Origin of the sequence: Syntrophorhabdus sp. (genome assembly GCA_012719415.1) — a bacterium.
Taxonomy (GTDB): Bacteria; Desulfobacterota; Syntrophorhabdia; order Syntrophorhabdales; family Syntrophorhabdaceae; genus Delta-02.
The window spans coordinates 1-17961 of the sequence record JAAYAK010000040.1; the positions used below are offsets into that span (position 1 = coordinate 1).

General features: G+C 60.2%; 12 protein-coding genes. 10 read left to right on the forward strand and 2 right to left on the reverse strand.

Annotation, left to right across the window (positions count from 1 at the left end; all coding sequences use genetic code 11):
• Together GXX82_02210 and GXX82_02215 are read right to left on the reverse strand one after the other, a co-directional pair.
• The coding region (locus GXX82_02210; protein NLT21841.1) for a hypothetical protein at window positions 1–992 on the reverse strand (992 nt) is incomplete at its 3' end.
• Entirely contained in the window at window positions 989–2554 is a 1566-nt protein-coding gene (locus GXX82_02215) for an AAA domain-containing protein (GenBank protein ID NLT21842.1), read from the reverse strand. The genes GXX82_02210 and GXX82_02215, both read right to left, overlap by 4 nt.
• 27 nt (window positions 2555–2581) lie before the next feature.
• On the opposite strand from GXX82_02215, the gene GXX82_02220 reads away from it, so the two are divergent.
• From GXX82_02220 to GXX82_02265, 10 genes are all read left to right on the forward strand, one after another.
• Complete coding sequence (locus GXX82_02220) at window positions 2582–3298, forward strand: hypothetical protein (GenBank protein ID NLT21843.1); 717 nt, start codon at window positions 2582–2584, stop codon at window positions 3296–3298.
• 706 nt (window positions 3299–4004) lie between these two features.
• On the forward strand, window positions 4005–6689 hold the full coding sequence (fdhF, locus tag GXX82_02225) for a formate dehydrogenase subunit alpha (GenBank protein NLT21844.1): 2685 nt from the start codon (window positions 4005–4007) through the stop codon (window positions 6687–6689).
• Between the two features lie 138 nt (window positions 6690–6827).
• A complete protein-coding gene (locus GXX82_02230) occupies window positions 6828–9956 on the forward strand; it encodes a CoB--CoM heterodisulfide reductase iron-sulfur subunit A family protein (protein ID NLT21845.1) in 3129 nt (1042 codons plus the stop codon).
• Between the two features lie 58 nt (window positions 9957–10014).
• A complete protein-coding gene (locus GXX82_02235) occupies window positions 10015–10875 on the forward strand; it encodes a hydrogenase iron-sulfur subunit (protein ID NLT21846.1) in 861 nt (286 codons plus the stop codon).
• A 24-nt stretch (window positions 10876–10899) separates the two neighbouring features.
• Entirely contained in the window at window positions 10900–11172 is a 273-nt protein-coding gene (locus tag GXX82_02240) for a preprotein translocase subunit TatB (GenBank protein ID NLT21847.1), read from the forward strand.
• Window positions 11172–13262 (forward strand): molybdopterin-dependent oxidoreductase, encoded by a 2091-nt coding sequence (locus GXX82_02245; GenBank protein NLT21848.1) that lies wholly within the window; start codon window positions 11172–11174, stop codon window positions 13260–13262. Before GXX82_02240 ends, GXX82_02245 begins: the two co-directional genes overlap by 1 nt.
• Window positions 13263–13522: 260 nt before the next feature.
• Window positions 13523–14803, forward strand: coding sequence for a 2-hydroxyacyl-CoA dehydratase (locus GXX82_02250; protein NLT21849.1), 1281 nt, complete (start codon window positions 13523–13525; stop codon window positions 14801–14803).
• Window positions 14800–15612 carry a 3-hydroxyacyl-ACP dehydratase gene (locus GXX82_02255; protein ID NLT21850.1) on the forward strand — a complete coding sequence of 271 codons (813 nt, stop codon included), beginning with the start codon at window positions 14800–14802 and terminating at the stop codon, window positions 15610–15612. Before GXX82_02250 ends, GXX82_02255 begins: the two co-directional genes overlap by 4 nt.
• On the forward strand, window positions 15609–16769 hold the full coding sequence (locus GXX82_02260; GenBank protein NLT21851.1) for a 2-hydroxyacyl-CoA dehydratase: 1161 nt from the start codon (window positions 15609–15611) through the stop codon (window positions 16767–16769). The genes GXX82_02255 and GXX82_02260 overlap by 4 nt, the downstream gene beginning before the upstream one ends.
• Window positions 16770–16847: 78 nt before the next feature.
• Window positions 16848–17960, forward strand: coding sequence for an ABC transporter substrate-binding protein (locus GXX82_02265; protein ID NLT21852.1), 1113 nt, complete (start codon window positions 16848–16850; stop codon window positions 17958–17960).
• Window position 17961 lies beyond the last annotated feature (1 nt).

A 17961-nucleotide genomic window follows, 5' to 3' on the forward strand; every position in this document is an offset into this window, starting at 1 on the left:
TAGGCCTGCTTGTCGCCGCGGAATGACTGCGTCCGCGTCCTGAATTTCTTGAGGGCGCCCCGCATGTCGGTGATGGTGCCCGAGAACCTGCGGTTCGGTATCTCCCAGTAGGGGACCTCTTCGACGGAGCTGGAGAAGACGTAGATCTTCAGGGTGTCCCGGGCGCTCCGGCCGATGAGCTCCGTCAGGGCGAGCGAGATGTCCATCGCGGCGTGGAGCTTGTCACCTTCCATGCTCCCGCTTGCGTCGATGATAAGGCCATTCACTATGCGGGACATGACAACGGTCTCGCGGACGCGGACATCCTTCTCCTCGAAGCGGACGGGGCAGGTGCCGGGCCTTCTTTCCAGGGCGGCAAGGAGCGTCGCCTGCGTGTCTATCCGCGCGAACTCGTCGCCGAACTCGTACCTGCGCGTGACGAAGCCCTCGCTCGTGCCGAACCCTTCGTCCCCGGTGGGGTTCGGTCCCGAGGGGCCTGGGCGCACGGTCTCCATGATCCTCCTCAGGATGTGGCCCGCAAGCCGCCTGCAGCCTCTCGGGGTCAGGCGGCAGGTGCCATTGAGGACGTCGATGAGCCGCGCGTCGATGAAGGCGGAAAGGGCCTCCATCACGTCCCTTTCCTCTACGTATTCCCGCGCCATGTCCTCGTGGGCCACCCGCTCCTCCAGTGCGTGACGGGAGGTGTCGTTGAGGTAGCCGTCGATGAGCCCCCCGGCTCCTCCTCCCCGGGAGAGCTCGCCGAGAAGGTCGTCAAAGAGGTTGTCCCGCATGCGGGAAAGGCTCCTGAGGTCCTCTTGGGACGACTGCCTCCGCGCCTCCTTCCGCCGGCTGGCGGCATCCCGCACCTTTTCGAAGAAACCCTCCGCCTGGTGGCGGCTGAGGCTCGCGAGTGTCCCTATATCCCTGGTATGCGTGTGGGCCATGTCATAGAGCATCCTCTCCAGGCTGTCGTCGGAGCGGACGCACAGGTTGCAGAGCTGCCGATGGTTCATGAACGTCCCTTGGCCCAGGAGACCTCGCGCGGCACGTGGATGTCCGCCCCCGCGGGTGCGGTGAGCGAACCGTTGGCGATGAGGATGTTGGCGATGAATTCGGCGCAGGCGCCGAGGTATTCCCTGTGGACCCCCTTCTTCCGCCCCGCGAGCTTGATGAGCATTGCGTCGTCCGGGAAGGCCCTGCCGCCGTCCGTCCGCGCGCCCGCCCTCTCGAGCTGCCCGATGATGTCGCGGACGGCCGGGGCGCTCTGCGCTATCCTGTCCGCCCAGCGGCTACGCGGAAGGGGAATGATGTCCGTCAGTTCCCGCACGGCCTCGGGCACCATCCATGACGGGGTCATCTCCTCCGCCATGGAGATGAGCGCCGTCCGCAGGAGGTCATCGGAGAGCTCGTCGACCCTGCGGAAGGTCTCACCGGGGTCCTCCGGCTCGACGAGGTCCTGCCTGAGGTGCATCCTGCCCCGAAGGGCGAGCTTGACGCCCCGCGCGGCATCCCCCATGGAGGCCACCTGCGAGCCGCGCATCAGTGCCGTGGAGTACGTGTGGTCGAGGGAGTGTGTCGTTCCCCGTATGCTCGAACTGCGCTCGAGCCACCGGCACATCCTGCTCTGCCTCACGGACCTGTTGATGAGGGTGAGAAGCCACCAGGGGGCAAAGGTATCGCGCTTCGCCGAATCCTCCGGCGGCATGTCGAAGGAAAACCGGGGCGCTTCAGGAACAGGATCGGGATTCCCGCGGCGGGACACCCTGCCCGTCATGATGCCCAGCTCCACGTCCTCTTCGGGGAGGTCGAGATAGATCGTCTCGAGTCTGTCGATGAGCGGCCTCGGCACCTCGTTGACGTGGGAGAAACCCTCGGGGTTCCCCGTCGCCACGACGCAGAGGTCGAGGGGATACTCCCAGCCATACTCCTCGAGAATCGTCTTCTGCTCTTCCAGGATGGGGTGGAGCAGGACCTGCACCTTCGTCCTGATGGCGGGCAGCTCATCGACGAAGAGAAGCCCCCTGTTGGCGCGGAAGACACCCGTGCCGGTGAACGTCCGGGGATCGTCGGGGCTCATCCCCGAGGCTATCGCCTGGATGTCCTTGAGGCCGAGGAGCTTCGCCTCGTTGGTGTACTCGTTCCCCTGGACACGGGAGAAACGCTCCGCGCCCGTCACCCACTCGACGCCGAACTCCTTCACCGGGTCGGCCACGGAGGCGCAGCGCGGGCAGAGCTTCCGTCTGCCCCAGGCCGGGTCGTCATTGTAGGGACAGCCCGCGATGCGCGGCACGGGCGGCAGGAGGTCCACGATCGACCGGACGAGCCGCGTCTTCCCCGTGCCCTCCTCGGAGATGAGATAGGGGTGCGCCCTCGAAAGAATCGCCCGTATCACGTCTTCCTTCGCCTCGGCGCGACCCTGAATGAGGGGGATGACGTCCTCGCCACTTTTCATCCTCTCGAGAATAGCGTATCTTAATTGGTGGAACACGGAAGAAGGGTGATAACCTTCCATCAGTTCGGCTGTCTTCGTATGTGAGAAGGTAAGGACCATGAGCGTCACTGATTCTAATATCATAGCGGAACATCCGAGGTTGCGCAACCGGTGAGCACCTTCGAGATGCTCCTTTCCATGCCCGCGATCCCCGCGATCATGGCGGCCCTTATCGAGAACCCCGAGGGGATGGAGGAGTCGTCCATCGAGCTTGCCGCGGATGACCCCGGGAGGCTCGAAGAGGCCTTGAACACCCTGGCACAGCGGGGCCTCATCGTAAGGCACGCGGGGCGTGTCTCCCTGCCGCCCGGAGGGCAGGCGCTGGAACTCGCCCGCGGGATCGTCGCAGCCTTCGAGGAGCTCAGGTCTCTCACGGAGGCATCCTTTATGATCCGCGGGATCCTCACCGCCACCGAGTACTACCGGTGCCTCGTCCACAGGGACACGATGTTCGCCATCCTCACGGAAGACGGGGCCGACGGGGACCAGCTCGGCAAGGTGCTCGCCGCCGAAGAAAGGCAGGGATACGTCGAGAACGTCGACATCGCGTACCGCGCGCGCGGCGGTTTGAAGGAAAAGTTCTTCCCCTTCATCCCCCACCATCATTACGACGACTTCGTCTACATGCACTCCCGGGCGGCGCACGGCGGACAGCCCGCGACCGGCGGCCCCGCCATATCCGTCGTCGAGGAACGCTATCTCCTCGCCAACCTCCCGCCATCCTTGGCCGAACAGGCCCGCCGATACATGCGCGAGAACAAACCCCACATCCTCAGCAGGGTCCGCAACGAGGCCTTCGACATTATCTGGTGGTATGACAGGTACTGAGAAGACCGTTAGAACCGCTTGAACAGCTTGAACCGCTTGAGCGTTACAAACAGAAGATAGAAAAATGGCGGTGGGGTCCCGGGCCGGTCTGTGTTACGTCGTCATCCCGGCTTTATCGACGACCTGTTGAGAGTTGGAGACTTCTTCTTCAATGGAAAACGTTCTTGAATCTCCTGCCCCTACTCGGCTCAAGCGGTTCAAACCATCTTTTCTCGGTTCAAGCGGCTCAAGCTGTCTTCTCTCGGTTCAAGCGGCTCAAGCGGTCTTTTCCCTGTTGCGTTTGACTTTCGGAGGGGATTAAGTTAGATTAGCTATTATTCAAAAAGGTATGAGGAATATGTACAGGATAGCATATATACTTCCGCAATCAGGTTGAGGAACATATCGGGAGCCCGGGTGGTTTCCCGTTGTGACCGTGTTCGCAGTTTCTCCGCCTTAACCTCACGATCTGCCTCTCCCGGGGTCCGGCGCAGGAGTCTGCGGCCGGATCTTTTGTTTTAGGGGAGGTCTTCATGCCAAACCGCCTGCCAGCGAGGCCGGTCTTGGTTCTTGATCTCAGTATCCATGATGCGCTTTCTACGATTCCGGGTTGTGCCCGAACAGCGTGTTCCCCCGCTTCCGGGAGCACAGGGCCGGCCGGGGAAACGCGGCACTCCGGGCTTGTGGTGAACCGAGCACTCGTAATGAGATAAGGGAGGGATTATTGATGGAGATTACGATCAACGGGAAGGTTTGTGAAGGCGATGAAGGTCAGACGATCCTCGATGTAGCCAGAGCCAACGGGTTTTACATCCCGACCCTGTGCCATCTGGAGGGTCTGGCCCCAACCGGCGCCTGCCGGATCTGCGTGGTGGAGGTCGAAGGCCAGCGAAACCTGGCAGCTTCCTGCTCGACTCCTGTAACTTCGGGAATGGTGGTGAAAACCGACAGCGAGCGCGTCTTGAGCGCCCGCCGTTTCATTGTTGAGCTTTTGGTATCGTGCCATCCGCTGGACTGCATGACGTGCGAAAAGATGGGCAATTGCACCCTGCAGGACCTGGCGTACGAACTGAAGGTCGACCCGTCCCGGATGAACGGGGAAAGGTATAGCCATCCCATCGACATCTCCAATCCTTTCATAATACGTGATTACAACAAGTGCATCCTCTGCTTGAGATGCGTCCGTGTCTGCAAGGAGCTCCAGGGGATAGAGGCCATCAAAACCATCAATCGCGGGTTCGACACCAAGATCGCCACCGCCTACGACACGCCTCTGCAGGAAAGCAATTGCGTTTTCTGCGGACAATGCGTGCAGGTCTGCCCCGTGGGGGCTTTAACAGAAAGGAAGGCAACTGGTCTGGGGCGTACCTACGAGACCCACAAGGTCCGCACGACCTGCCCGTACTGTGGTGTCGGCTGCCAGCTTGACCTTCATGTCAAGGGAGAACGGATAGTGAGGGTGACCGGCGTCGAGGACGGCCTGCCGAACCAGGGCCGCCTGTGCGTCAAGGGCCGTTTCGGCTACGATTTTATCTACTCCGGGGACAGGCTCACCACACCGCTCATCCGCGAAGACAACGGGCAATTCCGGGAGGCCTCCTGGGACGAAGCCCTTGATCTCATAGCGAGCAAGTTCACCAGGATAATTGAGGAATCCGGTCCCGATGCAGTTGCGGGTGTCAGCTGCGCGCGAAGCATCAACGAAGATTCCTACAATATGCAAAAACTGTTCAGGGCCGTCTTTCAGACAAACAACATCGACCACTGCGCCCGGGTCTGTCACGCACCGACGGTCGCCGGCCTTGCCGCGTCCTTCGGGTCGGGGGCCGGCACCAACTCCATCATCGAGTACAAGAACGCGAAGATGTTCTTCCTCATCGGAACGAACATGACGGAAGCCCACCCTGTTGCCTCCTATTATGTCAAGGAAGCGGTCTCGAAGGGAGCGAAACTCATCGTTGCCGATCCGCGCAAGCATGAGCTCGCGAAACGCGCCGACATATTCGCGCAGATCAAGGTCGGCTCCGACGTGGCCTTCCTCAACGGCATCATGAACGTGCTCATCAACGAGGACCTGTATGACAGGAAGTTCGTGGAAAACCATTGCACAGGGTTTGAAGACCTCAAGAAAACTGTCATGGACTACCCTCCGGAGAAAGCGGCCGAGATATCCGGAGTGCCCGCGGAGGAAATAGTCCGGATAGCCCGGGAAATGGCGGCCACCAAACCGATGATGCTGATCTACACGCTCGGGATAACGGAACACTCCTGCGGCACGAACAATGTGATGAGCTGCGCGAACCTTCAAATGCTGCTCGGGAACATGGGGGTCGAATTCGGTGGTGTGAACCCGCTGCGCGGACAGAACAACGTGCAGGGCGCCTGCGACATGGGCGCACTGCCGAATGTCTTTCCCGGGTATCAGAGCGTGACCGTACCGGAGAACAGGGAGAAGTTCGTGAAAGCCTGGGGCGTCAAGAACCTCCCCGATAAGCCGGGGCTGGTGATACCTGCCATGATGGAGGGACTGCTCACGAAGAAGATACGGGCACTCTGGGTATTCGGGGAAAACCTGGCCAATGCTGAACCAAACATCGCACACGCCGAAAAGTGCCTGAGTTCCGCGGAATTTCTCGTTGTTCAGGACGTCTTTCCCAACGAGACGACCAGATTTGCCCACGTTATCCTGCCGTCCGCTTCCTGGTGTGAAGACGAAGGAACCTTCACAAGCCTGGAGAGGCGGGTGAGTATGGTCAGGACGATCAAGAGCCCTCCCGGCATCGCGAAACCGAACTGGTGGATATTCAAGGAAACGGCGAGGAAGATGGGGCATGACTGGGCGTCCGGCAGTGGGCGGGAGATCTGCGACAACGAGCTCGCTGTCCTGTGCCCGATGTTTGGCGGCATCACGTTCTCCCGGATCGAAAAGGACGGACTTCAGTGGCCATGCCCCAACGAAGACCACCCCGGCACCACGATCGTTCACAGGGACGGTCAATTCACACACGGTAAAGGGATCCTCAAGGGCATCGAATGGACTCCTCCGGAAGAGGTCCCCGACAGGGATTACCCCTTTGTCTTGAGCACCGGCAGAAGGCTTTCCCAGTATCACACGAGGACCCAGACCGGGAGAAGCGGCATGGATTTCATCTACAGCCGTGAGACCGCTGATATCTCCATCGATGACGCGAGAGAGAAGGGCATATCAGACGGAGACATGGTTATCGTGGAATCAAGACGCGGAAAAGTCACCGTGCCGGCGCGCGTCACGGACATGATACCGAAAGGCATGGTGTGGATGACGTTCCACTACCGCGATGGCAACTGCAACTGGCTTACCAACAACGCTTATGACGTTGTGACAAAGACACCTGAGTACAAGGCATGCGCCGTGAATGTCCAGAAGGCGTGATGAAGGGATCGAACATGTGCCCTTTCTCTTCCCGGGATCCAATGCCGAGGCGTGCCGACCAGACTATTTTTGGAACAGAACCGGAATCTTTCGGGCACTGAATAATTGGACGAGGTGACAAGAGTGGAAAAAGAGGTTATGGAAACGGAACAGGCCAAGGGTCATCTTCGCAAAAATCTCCAGCAGGGCAACTTCGGTGATGTCATGATCGTCGGCGGCGGCATCAGCGGCATACAGGCCGCGCTTGACCTCGGCACCGCCGGATTCAAGGTCTACTTCGTGGAGAAATCGCCCACCGTCGGCGGCAAGATGGCACATCTCGACAAGACATTCCCCACCAACGACTGCTCCATGTGCATCGAATCCCCCAAGTTCGTCGAATGCAAGAGACATCCCAACATAGAGATGCTGACCTACTCCGAGGTGGAGAAGGTCGAGGGGGAAGCGGGCGATTTCACGGTGACCGTCGTGAAGAAACCGCGATACGTGGACGAGACCAAATGCACCGGCTGCACGGTGTGCGTGGAATACTGTCCCGTCAAGTACCCCGACCAGTTCAACCAGGGTATCTCGAACAACAAGGCCATCCACATCTACTTCGCGCAGGCGATCCCGCTGGTGACCTACGTGGACGACAGCTGCCTCTATCTCAAGGAAGGCAAGTGCCGCATCTGCGAGGCGGCCTGCAAGACGCACGCGATAGACTTCGATCAGAAGCCGGAAAGGGTGGAGATAAAGGTGGGGGCCATCATCCTGTCGCCGGGCATCGAGCCCTTCGACGCCCGCCTCAGGGAGGAATACCACTACGGCGACTTCGTGAACGTCGTCAACGCCCTCGACTACGAAAGGCTCCTGTGCGCCACAGGGCCCTACGAGGGGGAGATACTGCGGGCCTCCGACAGGAAGCACCCGCACAACATAGCGTGGATACACTGCGTGGGCTCCCGGCAGGTCACCGAAGGGGGCAACAGCTACTGCTCTGCGGTGTGCTGCACCTACACCCAGAAGCAGGTCATCCTCACGAAGGACCATGACGACGGCGCCAGGTGCACCATATTCCACAACGACATCCGTTCGTACGGCAAGGACTTCGAGCGCTTCTACCAGAGGACGGAGAACCTCCCCGGCGTCCGGTTCATCAGGAGCTATGTCTCCATAGAGCGCGAAGACCCGGTGACGAAGAACGTGACCGTACGGTATTCGACCCCTGACGACGGGGTGAAGGAAGAGGAGTTCGACATGGTGGTGCTCTCCGTCGGGCTCGCGCCGCCCGCCAATCTCAAGGGCATCGCGGACGCCTTCGGCATCGAGCTCAACTCCCACGGATTCTGCAAGATAGATCCTGCCAATCCGCTCCTGACGACCCGCCCGGGGATATTCGTCAGCGGCGCCTTCCAGGGGCCCATGGACATACCCGAATCGGTCCTGAGCGCGAGCGGTGCCGGTTCTCTCTGCGGGGAGATCCTCTCCTACAGGCGGGGCAACCTCTCGAAAGAGAGGGTCTATCCCGAGGAAAGGGACGTCTCCGGTGAGGAGCCGAGGATAGGGGTCTACGTGTGCCACTGCGGAGCCAACATCGGAAGGATAGTGAACGTGCCCGAAACGGTGGCATACTCCCTCTCACTCCCCAATGTGGTCCACGCCGAGGAAAGTCTTTTCATCTGTTCCACCGAGGCCGCGGCGATGCTCGCGAAGGATATCGAGGGGCGGGGTCTCAACAGGGTCATCGTTGCCGCCTGCACCCCGAGGACGCACGAGCCTCTCTTCAGGGACACCCTGCGCGAGGCGGGGATCAACCAGTACTACTATGACATGGCGAACATCAGGGAGCATTGCTCCTGGGTCCATTCGAAGGAAAAGGAGGCGGCCACGCAGAAGGCGAAGGACATCATCAGGATGTCCGTGGCGAGGTCCTGCCACCTTGAGCCCCTTCAGGAGTTCGACCTGCCCGTCGACAAGAGGGCCCTTGTGATGGGCGGCGGGATCTCGGGCATGACGAGCGCCCTGTCCATCGCGAAGCAGGGTCACGAGGTCTGGCTGGTGGAGAAGGAAAAGGAGTTGGGCGGGATGGTGCGCAAGCTCCACTACACCCTCGAGGGGCTCGACGTCCAGGCGTTCCTTAAAGACCTTGTGGCAAAGGTCTACAGCCACCCCATGATACACGTTTACACCGGTGCCACCATTCCGGAGGCAACGGGCTACGTCGGCAACTTCCAGACGAAGATAGAGTCGAGCCGCGGGACCGTCGAGATAAAGCATGGTGCCACCGTCATCGCGATAGGCGCCGACCTCTACACTCCGACGGAATACCTCTACGGGAAAGACGACAGGGTGATGAACCACCTGGAACTGGAGGAAAAGATCGCCGCTGGAGACGAAAAGGTCCTCGGCGCGAAGAGCGCGGTCATGATACAGTGCGTCGGCTGCCGCAACGAGGAGCGCAACTACTGCAGCAGGATATGCTGCAGCGAGTCCATCAAAAACGCCCTTCTCCTGAAGGAAAGAAACCCGGACATGGACGTCTGCGTCCTCTTCCGGGACATGCGGACATACGGGTTCAAGGAGGACTATTACAGGGAAGCGGCGGGGAAAGGCGTCAGGTTCATCCGCTACGAGCCCGATAACAAGCCGCTCGTGGAACCCGGCAAGGCGGAGGACGGCCGGGACGTACTCAAGGTGACGGCCCCGGACTATGTCCTCGGGAAAGGGATCGAGATCGACGCCGACCTTGTCGTGCTGGCTGCCGCCATTATCCCCTCGGCGGAAAGCCAGGACGTGTCCAAGCTTTTCAAGGTTGCCCTCGGACCCGACGGCTTCTGCCAGGAGGCCCACGTGAAGTTAAGGCCCGTCGATTTTGCCGCGGAGGGGGTCTATCTCTGCGGGACCGCGCATTACCCCAAGCTCATGTCCGAGGCGATAAGCCAGGCTTACGGGGCGGCGGGGCGGGCCCTGACGCTTCTCGCGAACGATACCGTGGTGGCCTCCGGCTCTGTCTGCGCCGTCAACGAAAAGCAGTGCATGGGATGCGGCGCCTGCGCGCCGGCCTGCACGTACAACGCCATCGAGCTTCGCGAGACAAAGCAGGGACGAAAGGCCGAGGTCATTCCCGTTCTCTGCAAGGGATGCGGCCTGTGCAACTCGAAGTGCCCGACGGGTGCCATCCAGCTCAAGCATTACACCGACGAGGAGATCTTCAGCCAGATACTCGCGGGGCTCCACAAGGGCGACATCGTGGAACAGAAAGATGCGGCGGTCGGCAATGCCTAACAGCGCATATCAGCGTACCGCTGGAATACAGGATAAGAGATCAGGGAGGTAAGAGAGGATGAGTTCAGAAGGCCAATTCAAACCGAAGATGCTGGGTATCATATGCAACTGGTGCTGCTATGGCGGGGCGGACCTTTGTGGGGTCTCCCGTTTTCAATACCCCACGTACATACGATTGATACGGGTGATGTGCTCCGGAAGGGTCGACCTCAAGCACATACTCCTCGCTTTCGCGAACGGAGTGGACGGGATGTTCGTCGGCGGCTGCCACATAAACGACTGCCATTATAATCCCGAGGGGAATTACGACGCCATGAGCATGGTGAACCTCTGCAGGAAGCTCCTCGAACACATCGGCATAAACCCGAAGAGACTGCGCCTCGAATGGGTCTCCGCAGGCGAGGGCATCCGCTTTGCCAACATCATGAACGAGTTCGCCCGGGAGATAGAGGAATTGGGGCCTCTCGGAAAGAGCGAGGGGCTGGAGACGGCGGAACTCAACGCGCGGATCGAGAGGATCGCGAAACTCGTCCCCTATATAAAGCTGGAGAAAATGAAGAAGCTCGCCCTCCACGACATAAACGAGGATTACACGAAGCTCTACACCTCCGAGGAGATAGAGAGCCTTATCCGGGAGGCACCATCGTACTGGATCGATCCGGACAGATGTCAGGCCTGCATGACCTGCGCCCGGAGATGCCCGGCGGACGCGATCATCAGCGCGAAGAGCCAGGTCCACGTGATCGATCAGGACAAATGCATCCGGTGCGGGACGTGCCTTACGGCCTGTCCGTCCAAATTCGGCGCCGTGACGAAGCTCGTGGGCAAACCCGTTCCACCGCCTCTTCCCGAAGAGAAGAGGGCCATAGTCAGAAAGGGAAAGGAAGGCGCAGGGGAAAACAGCCCGGTTGCCGGCTGAAAGGCCATCAGGGGTTTGCAGCACATGTCCGAATACATAGACGCGAAAGGTCTGGGTTGCGCTGAGCCGGTCCTCCTTGCCAGGCGATCCATCGAACTCAATGACGAGACCACGATCATCGTGGACACCCGGGAATCTCTGGAGAACATTCGGGTCCTGGCCAGGCACACGGGGTGTTCGATTGAGGTCGCCGAGGAACCGGGAGGCATCTACTCGATAACGTTGAAGAAAAAACCGGACACGGCGGGCTACGCCCGCGAGTCCCAGCAGAGTGCCAACAAAAGGAACGACGAGTGATGACATATTCAGACCAGCCGATTCCCGGGTCCGCCGACGAAGGGCCGGAGGAATTCACCGGTAACCGCACCGTCTGCGGTATCTGCAGCGGCACGTGCGGAATGATGCTCAAACTGGAGAACGGGCAGCTCTCCGCCATTGAAGGCGATCACGACCACCCGGTAAGCAGGGGACATATCTGTCCCAAGGGACGCGCCCTGCCGGAAATGTTCAGAACGCCTGACCGGCTGCGGCACCCGGTCAGGAAGGTGGGGCCCGGCGCCTGGGAAGAGGTATCGTGGGAGGAGGCCTTCGCGGTCCTTTCGGAAAAGCTGGACGGAATACGAAGGAAATACGGCCCCGAGGCACTGGCGGTCCACGTGGGACACGCGGGAGTGGGGAAGGAATTTCTGCCCTACGCCGAACGCTTCTGCGCCCTCTACGGCACACCCAATTTCTCGACCTGCGGCAGCCATTGCTACGAATCAAAATCAATGGCCAACATGGTCACCTTCGGCAAGATGCCGATCGGTGATTACGCGCGGAGCAAATGCATCGTCCTGTGGGGGAAGAACCCGGGTTCATCCGCCCCTTCTTTCGTCAACGAGATCGCCGAGGCAAGAAAACGGGGATGCGCGCTCATCGTCATAGACCCGAGAAGGACGCCTCTCGCCGAAAAGGCGGACCTGCATCTCCAGGTAAGGCCGGGCACGGACGGCGCCCTGGCTCTGAGCCTTCTTCACCTGATAGTCCAGGAACACCTCTACGACAAGGACTTTGTCGAAAGATGGACGGTCGGTTTTGACGCTCTTTGTCACGCTGTTGATGCCTATCCGCCGGAGGAGGTGGAGAGGATCACGGGCATACCGGCGGGACGGGTACGAAAGGCGGCCCGGCTTTACGCGTCGGCACCGGCCGCCTGCATATCCCTGGGCGTGGCTGTTGAACTGAGCACAAACGGTTTTCAGGCCGCCCGCGGCATCGCCGCTCTTCAGGCTATCACAGGCAATCTCGATATCGCCGGCGGGGCCGTCTTCCTCAATGAGGCACCGCTGTCGGACCTGCAACTGATGCCGGGCAGCGGAGTGAAACAGGCTATCGGTGCCGATGAATACCCGTTGTTCCACAAGGTCTCGCGAAACGCGCAGGCAAATCTTTACGCTCGGGCCATCCTGGAGGAAAAACCCTATCCTTTGAAGGGCCTCGTCGTGGCCGGAAGCAACCCCGTGCTCACCTGGCCCAATTCAGGCCGGGTCCGGGAGGCGCTGTCAAGGCTTGAATTCCTGGCCGTGATCGATCCTGTCATGACGGCAACGGCACGCGCGGCTCATCTCGTCCTCCCCTGCGCGTCCTTTCTCGGGGGCCATGAGCTGTGGGAGAGTTCCCATATCTCCCTCGAACCCCGTATCGGGCTCGCCCCGAAGATATGCAATGACGGGGGATTGCCCACACACTGGGAAATATGGAGAGAGATCGCGGTCCGCATGGGCCATTCGGATTCTTTTCCCTGGAGGACGGAGGAAGAGGCCATCACCTTCAGGCTGAAGGCCCTGGAACTCACCTGTGATGACCTGAGAGACATGCCGGAAGGTTACCCCTATCACCGCTGGACAGCGAAGAAATACGAAAAGGAAGGCTTCAATACGGATTCAGGCAAGGTCGAGATCTATTCGGGCCTGCTCAGGCGCCACGATTACGACCCGGTCCCCACCTATGCCGAACCCGCCGAGAGCCCCCTTTCGACCCCGGATGTCGCGTCCCGGTTCCCCCTTGTGCTCACAACGGGCGCCCGAAGGCTCGAATACCTCCATTCCCGCTTCCGCAATGTCGCCTCGCTGCGGACCCGCGTCCCGGAGCCGTACGTCGAGATCCATCCTTCCACAGCGGAAAGTCTCGGGGTGAAGGATGGCGACATGGTCCTCGTCGAGACATTAAGAGGGAGCATCGAGGTCAGGGCAAAGCGGACTCCGTCAATACTCGCCGGTGTTATCTCCATGTCTCACGGTTGGGATGAAGCCAACGCGAATGTGCTCACCGACGACGCGTGTCTCGACCCTGTCAGCGGATTCCCCGGCGGACGCTGTCTTCTTGCCCGGATCGTGCGACGCTGACACCCCCTGACCACCCCCGCCCGCACAAAGCTTGACATCTCCAAGTCCATTCAGTTACATTATCTCACAAATAACTGTAAAGACTATGTTCAGAACAACAAACATATTCATTCCATTGGGCTGAGCAGTGTACCGGGGGCCCGGGCGGTTCCCCGTCACAACGGTGCTCGCGGTTTCCCCACCTTAGATCTTCGAATGACCTCCTCAAAGGGTCCGGTGCGGGTATCCGCGGCCGGATCTTTTATTTTCAGGAGGTTTTCATGTCAGATTACACACAGATGTGGTCGGATCTCGGCCTTGACCTCAAGGGCCATGACGCGCTCCTGTCCGTCCTTGGCGGCGCGTATCAGGACATCTTCCTTTCCCAGAAGAACCGGCCTGAGGGGATGAAATACTTCGACTTCGTGATGAGCGAGGTGCACGGCCTCAGGATCAAAGAACTCATGGACGCGAAGGCTGAGGGCCGCATCGTTGTGGGTTCCTACTGTGTTTTCGTACCCGAGGAGCTTATCCTCGCGGTGGACGGTGTGTCCGTCGGTCTCTGCGCGGGAGCGGAGTTCAACTTCGAGGGCGCCGAGGAGGTGGTCCCCAGGAATCTCTGCCCGCTGATCAAGTCCGCCTTCGGTTTCAAGCGGGGCCTCGTGTGCCCCTACCTCGAGGCGAGCGATATCGTCGTCGGCGAGAACACCTGTGACGGCAAGAAGAAGTCCTACGAGGTCCTCGGACCCATGGTGAAGGACCTCCATATCATGGACCTGCCCCAGATGAAAAGCGGTCCCGGGAGAGCACTTCTCAAGGAAGAGTACGCAAGGTTCGTCACAAGGCTCGAAGAGAAGAGCGGACGGAAGGTCACCGTCGAAAGCCTGAAACAAGGCATAGCGACCGTGAACGCCAAGAGACAGGCCGTGAAGCGCCTCGCCGAGCTGCGCAAGGCCGACCCCGCCCCGATCTCCGGCCTCGACGCGCTTCTCGTCAACCAGATCTTCTTCTACGACGATCCGGCGCGCTTCACCGCTTCCGTCAACGCCCTCTGCGATGAGCTTGAGGAGCGCGTGAAGAAGGGCGAAGGAGTGCTCCCGAAGGGAACGCCCCGCCTTGTCATCTCGGGATGCCCCATGGCGGTACCCAACTGGAAGGTCCCGTTCATCGTTGAAACCAGCGGGGCCGTGATCGTGGCCGAAGAATCCTGTGTGGGGGAACGCGGTACGAGGTGGCTCACCGAGACGCAGGGTTCCACCCTGCCGGAGATGCTCGACGCGATCACCGAACGCTACTTCAACATCGATTGCGCCGTCTTCACGCCGAATCCCTCCCGCGTTGACCACGTCGGGGACATGTTCGGCAGGTACGGCGCCCGTGGCGTTATCCATTACAGCCTCCAGTTCTGCCAGCCCTACCTGGTGGAGAGCGGTCCCGTGGAAGCAGCCCTCGAAGGTTCGGGCATTCCGGTCCTGCGCCTCGAAACGGACTACAGCCAGGAAGACATGGGTCAACTCAAGACCCGGATCGAGGCGTTCGTCGAAAGGATCCATCAAGGATGAGGACGGCCGGCCTCGACATCGGTTCACGGACCGTGAAACTCGTGGTCATTGAGCAAGGCGAGACGGTCCTCACACGCAAGGGCCTCACCTCACACGACCCCCTGGAAGCGGCACGTGCCCTCATGGAGGAGGTCCATTACGACACCATTGTGGCCACCGGATACGGCCGTCACCTCCTGAAGGGGCACCTCGACTGCCCCGTCATCAGCGAGATCAAGGCCTTCGCCCTGGGGGCGAAGGCCATTCACCCGTCCTGCAGGGTGATCCTCGACATCGGAGGGCAGGACACGAAGGTCATCTCCTTGAGCGAGGGCGGCGAGATGAGCAAGTTTGAGATGAACGACAAGTGTGCCGCCGGCACGGGCCGCTTCCTCGAGATCATGGCGCATGCCCTCGGCTACACCCTGGAGGAGTTCCCGAAGGCAGCACTGTCAGCGGGGCGCTTCGAGAAAATAAACAGCATGTGCACGGTCTTCGCGGAATCCGAGGTCATATCGCTCACGGCAAAGGGGGCCGCTCGCTCCGAGGTGGCGCTCGGCATCCACAGGGCCATCGTGAGCCGCTCGACAGCCCTGCTCCGGCGCATAGCACCGTCGGGTGAGGTCTTTTTCGCCGGAGGCGTCGCGCTCAACAGTTGCGTTGAAGCCTTGTTAGCCGAGGAGCTGGCGCGCCCGGTCGTGGTCCCTCCGGACCCGCAGAGCGTGGGAGCCTTGGGCGCTGCGATCCATGCCGCCTCGGCAAGACCACGCCGGGAGTCGGCAAAAGAGGGGTCGGGCGGGTATGATAACAGCGAAAGGAGCGTGGAATGAAGGGAACCGTTGAACCTCTTATCAACGATGAATACACCGGCGGCCCCCCCACGAAAAGGGTTCTTGCCCGTCTTCAGAAAAAACGGGCGAACGGAAAGAAGGTCGCCGGGGTTTACTGCGGGTATGCGCCGGCCGAGCTTATCCTGGCCATGGATATCGCACCGGCAACGCTCTGCGCCTTTTCCGACGGAACGATAGAGGCGGCGGAAACTGTCCTTCCTGCCAATCTCTGCCCCCTTATCAAGTCCAGCTACGGTTTCATCATCACCGATACCTGTCCTTTCTATGGGCTCTCCGATGTCATCATAGGCGAAACGACCTGTGATGGCAAGAAGAAGATGTTCGAACTCATAGCGGACGTGAAGCCCACCTATATCATGGATCTGCCCCAGGTCCCCGACGAGAACGAGGCGGTCGTGAACTGGACGTTGATGATCGGAAAGCTCCGGAGATTTCTCGAAGAAACCCTCGGGGCCGGAACGACTGAGGACGCTATCGAGGCCGCCATCGTGGACAGCAACCGCAAGAGCGCCATGATGCGGAAGGTCTTTGAGTATGCGGCGGTCAAGCCTTCCATCGTGGGCTGGCGGGAGATATATGACCTTGCCTTTCTGGCCCAGGGATCGAGGGGGGAAGAAATGGAGCCCTTTTGTGATAAGGCAATAGAAGTTCTTGATGCTCGCCGGGAGGCCGGATACGTCTACGGCTCTGCCGGGGCTCCCCGCGTGCTCGTGACCGGTTGTCCCGTCAGCGGCGATGCCGAAAAGGTCTTCAGGATCATTGAAGAGGCAGGCGGCGTGATCGTCGCCCTCGACGCATGCTCGGGATTCAAGCCTTTCATGACGGACATCGAAGAAGGCACCGGAAACCCCGTAAGGGCGCTCAGCGAGCGTTATCTCAAGATACCCTGCTCCTGCATGACCCCCAACGCCCGGCGCCTCACCGAAATGACCCGTCTCATAGAGAAGTTCAGGCCCGATGCCGTCATCGACGTCGTGCTCCAAGCGTGCCATTCCTTCAACATCGAATCGCATAAGGTGGGCAAGCACGTTGAGAAGAGCCACGGCCTGCCGTTCCTCAAGATAGTGACGGACTTTTCCCTGGGTGACGTCGAACAGATACGCACGCGCGTGGAGGCCCTTCTGGAGTCCTGCTGAGCCCTGTCGCACCGGTATCGATCCGGCAAAGGGAACGCCTTTTCCGGTACAGGAATATCACAATAAGAGGAGGTATGAATGCATATGTTCAAGAGTTTGAAGCTGATGCCCTTTGTCGCGATCTTTGCGGTCTTCGTCCTTGTCTCCGGCGCCTTCGCCGCGGACGTCCCGAATCTGAAGGTGGGCTATATCTTCACGACCCATCACACGTCGTTCATCGTGGCGGCGAAAAAAGGGGAGGCCTTCAAAGACATGGGGGTCTACCTTCGGCCTGTCATTGACAAGGACAAGTACGAACTGGTGGCAGGCGGGAAAGCCATAGCCGTCCTCCAGCTGATCGTGGCGAAAAGCGGATCGGAGACGGCCGCCCTCTTCGCGCGCAACCAGCTCGACCTGGCCATGGCCTCGGTGACCGCCATCATGGCCGGGATAGACAAGGGCACCCCGATGAAGATCTTAAGCCCCCTGCAGACAGAGGGCATGGGCCTCGTGGTCCCCAAGGATTCCCCGCTCACCGATTGGAACTCCTTCATGGAGAACGTGAAGAAGGCTTCAAAACCTGTCAAGATCGGGTACCACTCGCCGACGAGCGCGCCGAAGATCGTCCTGGAAGCAGCGCTGAAGAATGCCGGCATCAAGGTCACGGAAGACCCCAACGACCAGTCGGCCAAAATCCTCCTCGCGGACCTCAAGGGCACGACGAACATGATCCCCGCGCTGGCGAGCAAGCAGGTCGACGCGATCGTGGGGCCTTCACCCTTCCCTGAGGTAGCCGTCAGCCGGGGCGTGGGAAAGATCCTTATCGACCTCAGGGACCTGCCGCCAAAAGGCTACTGGCATGACTTCCCCTGCTGCGTCACGGCGGCGAGCGGTGAGACCATCGCAAAACACCCCGAGGTGGTGCAGAAGTTCGTGGAGCTCATCGCGAAGGCCAACGTCTGGTGCAACAAGAACAGGATGGAGGCGGCAACGATCACCGCGGAATGGATCGGCCTGCCCGCCGACGCGGCCAAAGCGTCGACACTCGTCTTTCTGGCGAAATTCAACAAGAGCTGGATGCGGGGTGCCGACAAGCTGATGGGCGTCCTCAACGGAATGGGAAACTTCAAGGGCTCGCTGAAAGGCAAGAAGATCGACGAGGTGAAACCGGTGCTCTTCGATATGCGCTTCATCGACAAGGTGAAGATGTAGA